At 65.5% G+C, this 7,683-nt stretch carries 12 protein-coding genes; 5 read left to right on the top strand and 7 right to left on the bottom strand.

What is annotated here, in order from left to right; all coding sequences use genetic code 11:
- From JMF90_RS15265 to JMF90_RS15255, 3 genes are all read right to left on the bottom strand, one after another.
- Positions 1-716 (bottom strand): MBL fold metallo-hydrolase (locus JMF90_RS15265; RefSeq protein WP_201325205.1); only part of this gene is annotated, 716 nt, incomplete at its 3' end.
- Positions 717-734: 18 nt separating this feature from the next.
- Positions 735-1,061, bottom strand: coding sequence for a hypothetical protein (locus JMF90_RS15260; RefSeq protein ID WP_054928576.1), 327 nt, complete (start codon positions 1,059-1,061; stop codon positions 735-737).
- The gene (locus tag JMF90_RS15255) at positions 1,054-1,584 is read right to left on the bottom strand and encodes a hypothetical protein (protein WP_027812064.1); all 531 of its coding nucleotides are present in this window, start codon (positions 1,582-1,584) and stop codon (positions 1,054-1,056) included. Before JMF90_RS15255 ends, JMF90_RS15260 begins: the two co-directional genes overlap by 8 nt.
- A 169-nt stretch (positions 1,585-1,753) precedes the next feature.
- On the opposite strand from JMF90_RS15255, the gene JMF90_RS15250 reads away from it, so the two are divergent.
- Positions 1,754-2,647 (top strand): LysR substrate-binding domain-containing protein, encoded by an 894-nt coding sequence (locus tag JMF90_RS15250; RefSeq protein ID WP_054928597.1) that lies wholly within the window; start codon positions 1,754-1,756, stop codon positions 2,645-2,647.
- Positions 2,648-2,704: 57 nt separating this feature from the next.
- Here the strand turns inward: JMF90_RS15250 and JMF90_RS15245 are convergent, their stop codons facing one another.
- Entirely contained in the window at positions 2,705-3,610 is a 906-nt protein-coding gene (locus JMF90_RS15245) for a LysR family transcriptional regulator (RefSeq protein ID WP_054928575.1), read from the bottom strand.
- Between the two features lie 116 nt (positions 3,611-3,726).
- On the opposite strand from JMF90_RS15245, the gene JMF90_RS15240 reads away from it, so the two are divergent.
- Entirely contained in the window at positions 3,727-4,317 is a 591-nt protein-coding gene (locus JMF90_RS15240; protein WP_023476726.1) for a flavodoxin family protein, read from the top strand.
- A gap of 74 nt (positions 4,318-4,391) precedes the next feature.
- The gene (locus tag JMF90_RS15235; RefSeq protein WP_054928574.1) at positions 4,392-5,447 is read left to right on the top strand and encodes an aldo/keto reductase; all 1,056 of its coding nucleotides are present in this window, start codon (positions 4,392-4,394) and stop codon (positions 5,445-5,447) included.
- 87 nt (positions 5,448-5,534) lie between these two features.
- Here the strand turns inward: JMF90_RS15235 and JMF90_RS15230 are convergent, their stop codons facing one another.
- Together JMF90_RS15230 and JMF90_RS15225 are read right to left on the bottom strand one after the other, a co-directional pair.
- Positions 5,535-5,762 (bottom strand): tautomerase family protein, encoded by a 228-nt coding sequence (locus JMF90_RS15230; protein WP_054928573.1) that lies wholly within the window; start codon positions 5,760-5,762, stop codon positions 5,535-5,537.
- Between the two features lie 42 nt (positions 5,763-5,804).
- Positions 5,805-6,506, bottom strand: a complete 702-nt coding sequence (locus JMF90_RS15225) for a carboxymuconolactone decarboxylase family protein (RefSeq protein WP_347176308.1) — start codon at positions 6,504-6,506, stop codon at positions 5,805-5,807.
- Between JMF90_RS15225 and JMF90_RS15220 the strand changes: the two genes are divergently transcribed.
- Positions 6,505-6,780 carry a hypothetical protein gene (locus JMF90_RS15220; RefSeq protein WP_197285624.1) on the top strand — a complete coding sequence of 92 codons (276 nt, stop codon included), beginning with the start codon at positions 6,505-6,507 and terminating at the stop codon, positions 6,778-6,780. The genes JMF90_RS15225 and JMF90_RS15220 overlap by 2 nt on opposite strands.
- Here JMF90_RS15220 and JMF90_RS15215 read toward each other — a convergent pair.
- On the bottom strand, positions 6,740-7,150 hold the full coding sequence (locus JMF90_RS15215; protein WP_054928571.1) for a cupin domain-containing protein: 411 nt from the start codon (positions 7,148-7,150) through the stop codon (positions 6,740-6,742). The genes JMF90_RS15220 and JMF90_RS15215 overlap by 41 nt on opposite strands.
- A gap of 130 nt (positions 7,151-7,280) precedes the next feature.
- Here JMF90_RS15215 and JMF90_RS15210 point away from each other — a divergent pair.
- On the top strand, positions 7,281-7,683 hold a 403-nt coding region (locus tag JMF90_RS15210; protein ID WP_201325204.1), incomplete at its 3' end, for a LysR family transcriptional regulator.

The raw sequence follows: 7,683 nt of genomic DNA, 5'->3' as shown, positions 1-7,683 counted from the left end.
CGCGTCGTCGCTGCCTGCGACGCATCCTGGTCGAACGCAATCGACACGTCCGGCCGCTTGATCTGGATGTGCGGAAAATGCACGATGTCGCCCCACACGAGCAGGCCTTGATCGCCGGATGCGAGCAGGTATCCGGTATGCCCGTCGGTATGCCCCGGTAGCGGAATGGCGGCGATTCCGGGAAGCACCTCGCCTTCCTCGAAGGTCCGGAGCGCGTCGCTGTAAGCGTCGAATACCTGACGCGCGATCCGGAAATTGCCGCGGGCACGCTCGCTGGCGCGGCTCAGGTTGCCGTCGTCCCGCCAGAATGCAACCTCGCGTCGATGCGCGACCAGCTCCGCATTCGGAAACGCGACGTGTCCATCGGCATGCACCAGCCCGCCGACATGGTCGGGATGGGCGTGGGTGAGCAGGACGGTGTCGATCGCGGCAGGCTCGATGCCGACGAGCCGCAAATTGTCCATCAGGCGGCCGCCCCATTGCTTGATGCCGCCGGCCCCGGCGTCGATGAGCACCGTGCGGCCCGCGCCGCGCACCACGTAGCAGTTGATGTGCACGGCGGACAGCACCTGCTGCCCGGCCGCACGCTGCATCCCGGCGGCGTCGGTCGCGTCGATATTCGACAGGAAATCGAGGCTGGCCGTGAGGTAGCCGTCGCTGATCGCGGTGATCGTGAAATCCCCGACACGCTGGCCGGGAAACGTAACGTTGGACATCGTGCTTCTCCGTAGCGGCTAGTTTCGGGCGTGAAGGTTCGATGCGGCATGACCGAAGCAACGGATGCGTGCGGTCAACCCGGTGCGCCGGACGATGGCGTGATCCAGCGTTTCCATGAATGCGTTCATGACCGCGGGCGGGCGAGACGGCGCGTCGCGATACTGGATTTCCGCGAAAACGGGATGCCCGCAGCCATGCCGAACCGCGACGTAAATGACGTGGACGTTCGTGATTTCTGCCTGAAGGACCCGCGTACAAAGGTCGATGCAGTCGTCGGACAGCTCGGCGAGGCGCGCGTCCGGCGGCATGCGTTCCGCATCGATATGGAAAGTCACGTTAGGCATCGCGGGCCGCCTTCGTCAGTTGTTCGGTCATCGGCGTGTAAAGGTAAAGGCCGGCCGGCACGTTGTCGCCAAGCGGAGCGGCGCGCCGCGGCAGGACCGCGAGCCAGCGGCGCGCCGGAAACTGTTCCAGTGCGACGGCCTGCATGGCCAGCGGCTTCAGGCCCAGTTCGATCAGCAAGTCGGGCCCGCCGGCGCTCAGCACGAGCAGCTCGTCGGCATTGACCGCCGGCGCACGACCGATGTCGCTGTAGAGATTGCGGTGCCAGTCGGTGATGTGCTGCTGCCATCGCGCGAAATTGCCGCCGCCTTTTTGCCGATATTCATCGCCGGTCAGCACGTCGAGGCCGTCGATCGTGTGAACGGCCAGATAAACGGGGCAGCCGTCGCTGATCGCCTTGAAACGCTGCGACGTGTGAAAACCAGCCACCGAGATGAGGGCCGGCAGCTTGTCGAGGCTGTAGAAGTCGTTCCATTCGGCTTCGCTGGCAGGGTCGGCGAAGCTGCATTCCACGGTGTAGATCATCGGATTTTCCTTCGTTACGGATGCACATCCCGCACGTCGAATGCAGGATATTCAGTGCAGTGACGTAATGCTAATCTGCTGGTTTCCGCGTAGATATCGACTTAAAGTCAGCCTTCAGTGATATTTGTTCAAGCTGACGGCCGAACGCGGTACGACCCACGAGACCCCGATGCGACGCAAGATCCCGAGCAATTCCGCGCTCCTGGCCTTCGAGGCGGCAGCCCGACATGGCAGCTTCGCCCGCGCCGCCGATGAGCTGGCGCGCACCGAGGGCGCCGTCAGTCGCCAGATCGGCCGGCTGGAGGCGTTCCTCGGCGTGACGCTGTTCGAGCGCGTCGGCAACCGGGTGCGGCTTGCCCCCAACGGCACGCGATACGCAGTGCAGGTGCGCGAGATTCTGGATCGGCTGGAACGGGACAGCCTGTATCTGATGGGGCAGCCCGTGGAAGGCGCGAGCATCGACATCGCCGCGATCCCGACCTTCGCGACCCGCTGGCTGATCCCGCGGCTGAAGCGCTTTCAGGATCGCCATCTGAACGTCACCGTGCATATCGCCGAACGGATGGAACCCTTCCTGCTGGCCGGCAGCGGATTCGACGCGGCCATTCACTTCGAGCATCCGGCCTGGGCCGGCATGCATCTGCATCCGCTGCTGGAGGAGGTGCTGGTACCCGTCTGCAGTCCGGCGCTTCTCGAACGCGTTGGCGCGAACCCGTCGCTGGACGCGCTGCCGCGCCTTCACCGGCGGCAGAATCCGGACGCGTGGCAGCGCTATGCCGACGAGACCGGCATCGTGCTGACCAATTCGGCGGTCGGCCCGCGATACGATCTCCATTCGATGCTGATCGAGGCCGCGCTGGCCGGCCTGGGCGTCGCGCTGGTGCCGCGCCTTTACATCGGGGCCGAGCTCGAACAGGGGCGTCTGGTCGCGCCCTGGCCCGACGGCACGGCGGTGACGAAAAACTTCTGCCTCGTGCTGCCGGAGCCGATCGAATTGAGCGCGGCGCCGGTGCGGGCGTTTGCGGAATGGGTGCTGGGCGAGGCGCGAGGTTTGGCGCGTTGATGCCGCGCCCGCTGTTCATCGCGACACGGATTCGTAAGGGCCTGCTCCGCCGCCCCGCTAATCCAGATACGGCTCCAACACGCCCCCGATCCAGTCCATGAAAGCCCGCACGCGCGGCGAAAGATTGCGCCGATGCGCGACGACGAGCGACGCGGCAAGCGGCTCGGGCCGCAAGTCGGGCAACACCTCCACGAGCGCGCCGCTTTCGATGTGATGCGCGAGCGCCGAATAGCCGGCCTGGATCAGTCCGATGCCCGCCAGCCCGGCCGCATGATAAGTCTGCACACTGTTGACCTGCATCGCGCTGGGCAACGGCAACCACGCATAGCCGTCGCCGTCCGGGTATTCCCAGCCGGGATGCCGCGCGCCGAGCGTCAGCGTGTAGTGGATCATCCTGTGCCCTTGGCTGTGCAGATCGGCGAGCGTATGCGGCACACCATGCCGCGCCAGATAGTCGGGGCTCGCCGCATTCGTCATGCGCAGCTTGCCAAGCGGCCGGGCAATCAGCGTCTCGTCGGCGATCGGGCCCAGCCGGATCACGCAGTCGAACCCTTCCCGAACGAGATCGACACGCCGGTCGGTGCTGGAAAGCTCCAACTCCAGATCCGGATGCGCGGCCATCAGTTGCGGCAGCGCCGGCACCACGACGCTGCGAGCCAGTTCCGTCGGCATGTCCACGCGCAACCTGCCGCGCAGCGATGTACCGCGCCCCGAGAACATCGACTGCAATTCCTGTACTTCGGCGAGCAGGTCGGTTGCGCGCGCATAGAACGCGCGTCCGTCTTCGGTGAGCTGCACGCGCCGCGTGGTCCGATGCAGCAGTGCGACGCCCATGTCCCGTTCGAGCGTGCGGACGACCGTCGATACCCGTCCTTTCTGAATTCCGAGGCTTTCAGCCGCACGCGTGAAGCTCGCCATTTCGGCGACACGGGCAAAAATCAAAAGTGCATCAAGGTTCTGCATTGTTCATCCGGAAAGTAACAGAACGTTCAATCTGTCGTCGTTTATCACCCGATCGCGGCTCGCTAGAGTGGTTTCCCACGTCGTCCGAACGACGCTCCAAACGAAAGGAAACCCTCATGGATCAACTCAACCCGCCGGTGAAAACGGCCGTCGTCTACCACTCCGGCTACGGCCATACGCAACGCATGGCCGCCGCCGTCGCGGACGGCGCCGGCGCCGCACTCGTCGCGATCGATGCCGACGGCAACCTTGCCGACGACGCGTGGAACACATTGGCCGACGCCGATGCAATCCTGTTCGGCTCGCCGACCTACATGGGCGGCCCGAGCTGGCAGTTCAAGAAGTTCGCGGACGCGTCGTCGAAGGTCTGGTTCGAAAGCGGATGGCAAAACAAGATCTTCGGCGGCTTCACCAATAGCGCCAGCATCAACGGCGACAAGCTCAATACGCTCGAATACTTCTTCCTGCTGGCCGGCCAGCACGGCGGCATCTGGGTCAGCATGGACATCAAGCCGGCGAATCTGAAAGCGTCGACGCGCGACGACCTGAACCGCATGGGCGCCTACATCGCGCCGATGGCGCAGACGCCGGCCGATGCGTCGCCCGAAGAGATGTCGCCGGGCGATCTCGAAACGGCCCGCCGCTATGGCGCACGCGTCGCGGCGATTGCCGGGCAGTTGCGGGCCGGCCAATCACGCTCCAACTAACATTCCGCCGTTCATGCGGGGCGCCACCGGCCGACGCCTCGCATTGTGTCCGGCCGATTCTGAAGGGCGCTGCAATGAAATACAAGCAATTGGGCCGCACCGGCCTGTACGTGTCCGAGCTGTGTCTCGGCACGATGACGATGGGCGGCAACGCGGATGCCGGCATGTGGGCGGCGATCGGCGCGGTCGGCCAGGACGACACGAACCGCTTGATTGCCCGCGCGCTCGACGCAGGCATCAACTTCATCGACACCGCCGATATTTACTCGTTCGGCCAGGCCGAACGCGTGGTCGGGCAAGCGCTGCGCGATCTCGGCGTCCCGCGCCACGAGATCGTGCTGGCGACGAAGACGGCCGGCGTGATGGGCGCGGGCCCGAACGACCAGGGCGCGTCGCGCGGTCACATCATGGATTCGGTGCGGCGCAGCCTCGAGCGGCTGCAGGTCGACCATATCGACCTGTACCAGATTCACGCGAGCGACCCCGTCACGCCGATCGAGGAGACGCTGCGCGCGCTCGACGATCTTACGCGACAGGGGCTGATCCGTTACGTCGGCGTGTCGAACTGGCGCGCGGGCAAGATCGGTAAAGCGCTCGGCCTGAGTGCCGCGCTGCACGCCACGCGCTTCGAGACGCTGCAGGCCTACTACTCGATCGCCGGGCGCGACGTGGAGCGCGAACTCGTTCCGCTCGCCGTCGACGAGCAGATGGGGCTGCTCGTCTGGTCGCCGCTCGCCGGCGGATTGCTGTCGGGCAAGTTCGGCCCCGGTGCGGCGACCGAAGCAGGTTCGCGGCGCGGCCATTTCGATTTTCCGCCGGTCGATCTGGATCGGGCCTGGCCGTGCGTCGCGGAAATGCGCGCGATTGCCGGCGCGCATCGCGTGTCGGTCGCGCGGATCGCGCTCGCGTGGTTGCTCGCCAGGCCGGCAGTCACGAGCGTCATCATCGGCGCCAAGCGGATCGACCAGCTCGACGACAATCTCGGCGCGGTCGATGTCGTCCTGACCGACGATGAGCTGGCGCGTCTCGATGCCGTGAGCGCGTTGCCGCCCTGCTATCCCGGCTGGATGATCGCGCGTCAGGAAGCGGGCAGGATTCCCGGGCCGTTTACGCGCACCGCGTCGAAATAGGAGCGGCGGCACTTCATCTCACCGGCGGTTCGATGCGGGCGGTGGCAAAGCTGCTCGTGTCGAACCGGGTGGGCGTGCGACGTGTGCTTACATCCGATAGCCCGGTTTCTTGTACAACGTTCCGGAACGCGCATCGATATCCGGACGATAGACCTCTTCCTTCCACCTGTCCGACGGAATCTCCTCGAAACCAACTGAAACGGATTCCTCACCATAACCGAGTATGTCCATCACGTCGCGCGTGATGGCGTCCGCGAGACGTTGCTTCTGTTCCTCGGTCTTCCCGGGCCAGGCTTTGACGATGACGTGGGGCATGACATCCTTCTCCGAAATTCGAAACGACCGCGTGCACGCGCATCACGCCGCGCGCCGTGAAAATACGTCCTTGAATACCGGCATCGCCGAAAAGACGTTCGGCCATCCCGCGTAGAAAGCCAGTTGCGTCAACGTCTCGGACGCTTCGGCCTGCGTGAGCCCGTTGTCCATCGCACGATTCAGGTGATACGGGATCTGCGCGACCTGGCCGTTGGCGACGAGCGCGCTCACCGTCACCAGGCTGCGGTCGCGCGGCGCGAGCCCGGGGCGCAGCCACAAGTCGCGAAACAGCGCATCGGTCGTGTACTCGACCACGCCGGGCGCGACCGCGCCGAAGTTTTCCGAGACCGTCCGCGCACGCTGCGCCTCGGCCGCCTCGTTCAGCGGCAGCGGCGTGACGTCCGCCGGCGCGAGCTGATCGGGCCCGATGCCGCGTTCGTCATAGACGTGCTTGACGATGATCGATGCGGCGCTCGCGTTGGCCCATCCCGCGTAAAAAGCCAGATGCGCGATCATTTCCGATATTTCCGCAGGCTTCACGCCGTGATCCAGCGCGAGGCGCGCATGCAGCGGCATCTCGACGGTCTGGCTGCGGGCGATCAGCACCGACAGCGTCACGATGCTGCGATCGCGCGGCGACAGGTGCGGCCGCTTCCACAGGCCGTCGAATACGGTATGGCTCGTGTATCGCTCGAAGGCCGGGGCAACCGCCTTCAAGGCGTCAACAGACAAGGGTTCCTGCATGGTGTCGGTCCTTTGCATGGTGGTGCACGCGGCGGCGAGCAATGCCAGGCCCGTCGCGGCGACGAATCGCGACAGGCGCCGCGTGCGATCGTCAACGCGCGCCGAGCTGCGCATCGGTGACGTGTTCGGCCCGGTTGACGTCGCGCCCATCGAGTGCCTCCCGAAGCGCGACCTGCGTGCCGCTGCGGCGAACGACGCGCGGGCCGGCATCGAATTCAAGGCTGCTGGCGTATTCATCGCGGTTCGCCGCTGCCGAGGTATTGCTCGTCCGTAACCTTCTCCAGCCAGTGGACGTTCTTGCCGTCGAGCGCTTCCTGAATCGCGACGTGAGTCATCGCGGTGGTCAACGTCGCACCGTGCCAGTGCTTGTGGCCCGGCGGGCACCAGATCACGTCGCCCGCGCGGATCTCGACGCGCGGTTCGCCGTCGCATTGCGTCCAGCCGCAGCCGGCGGTCACGAGCAGCGTCTGGCCGAGCGGATGCGTATGCCACGCGGTGCGGGCGCCCGGCTCGAACGTCACGCTGGCGCACGATACGCGCGCCGGCGGCGGCGGTGCGTTCAGCGGATCGATCCGGACCGTGCCGGTGAACCATTCGTCGGGGCCCTTGATCGAGGGCTGCGAGCCCGCGCGCTTCAGTTCCATGATGTCGTCCTCTACCGAAAAGGGTGCCGCATGGATCGCTCCAGCGGCCAGCCATCCCACTTTAATGATTCGCGATTCATGCGACTAGATGGCAAAATCGGCATAGGCCTATGCTGTGGTGCATGAATCAATGGAAGACTTCAACGATCTGGTGGCGTTCATGGCGGTCGCGCGCGAACGCAATTTCACGCGGGCGGCCGCGCAACTCGGCGTGTCTCAATCGGCGTTGAGCCGAATGGTGCGGGCGCTGGAAGCACGCATGGGCATTCCGTTGCTGACGCGCACGACGCGCAGCGTATCGCCGACCGAGGCCGGCGAGCGGTTGCTGGAATCGATCGCCCCGCGCTTTCAGGAAATCGAGGCGGAGCTGGAGTCGCTGCGCGCGATGACGGATCAGCCGGCCGGCAACGTCCGGATCACCGCGACCGACTATGCGGCGAACGAATACGTGTGGCCGCGGCTGCAACCGCTGCTGCGTCGCTATCCCGCGCTCAAGGTCGAACTGGTGAACGACTATGGCCTGACCGATCTCG

The sequence above is a fragment of the Burkholderia sp. E168m23 genome, assembly GCF_016586125.1.
In the GTDB taxonomy this organism is placed as follows: domain Bacteria; phylum Pseudomonadota; class Gammaproteobacteria; order Burkholderiales; family Burkholderiaceae; genus Burkholderia; species Burkholderia orbicola.
The sequence above is the reverse complement of the archived record's forward strand: the minus strand, read 5'-3'. Positions and strand labels throughout refer to the sequence as shown.

Excerpts from the sequence above, each read along its gene's own strand:
- JMF90_RS15220 (WP_197285624.1), top strand. The coding sequence starts at position 6,505 with ATGGTGTCGGTCCTTTGCATGGTGGTGCACGCGGCGGCGAGCAATGCC.
- JMF90_RS15235 (WP_054928574.1), top strand. The coding sequence starts at position 4,392 with ATGAAATACAAGCAATTGGGCCGCACCGGCCTGTACGTGTCCGAGCTG.
- JMF90_RS15255 (WP_027812064.1), bottom strand. The coding sequence starts at position 1,584 with ATGATCTACACCGTGGAATGCAGCTTCGCCGACCCTGCCAGCGAAGCC.
- JMF90_RS15230 (WP_054928573.1), bottom strand. The coding sequence starts at position 5,762 with ATGCCCCACGTCATCGTCAAAGCCTGGCCCGGGAAGACCGAGGAACAG.
- JMF90_RS15225 (WP_347176308.1), bottom strand. The coding sequence starts at position 6,506 with ATGCAGGAACCCTTGTCTGTTGACGCCTTGAAGGCGGTTGCCCCGGCC.
- JMF90_RS15250 (WP_054928597.1), top strand. The coding sequence starts at position 1,754 with ATGCGACGCAAGATCCCGAGCAATTCCGCGCTCCTGGCCTTCGAGGCG.
- JMF90_RS15260 (WP_054928576.1), bottom strand. The coding sequence starts at position 1,061 with ATGCCTAACGTGACTTTCCATATCGATGCGGAACGCATGCCGCCGGAC.
- JMF90_RS15240 (WP_023476726.1), top strand. The coding sequence starts at position 3,727 with ATGGATCAACTCAACCCGCCGGTGAAAACGGCCGTCGTCTACCACTCC.
- JMF90_RS15215 (WP_054928571.1), bottom strand. The coding sequence starts at position 7,150 with ATGGAACTGAAGCGCGCGGGCTCGCAGCCCTCGATCAAGGGCCCCGAC.
- JMF90_RS15245 (WP_054928575.1), bottom strand. The coding sequence starts at position 3,610 with ATGCAGAACCTTGATGCACTTTTGATTTTTGCCCGTGTCGCCGAAATG.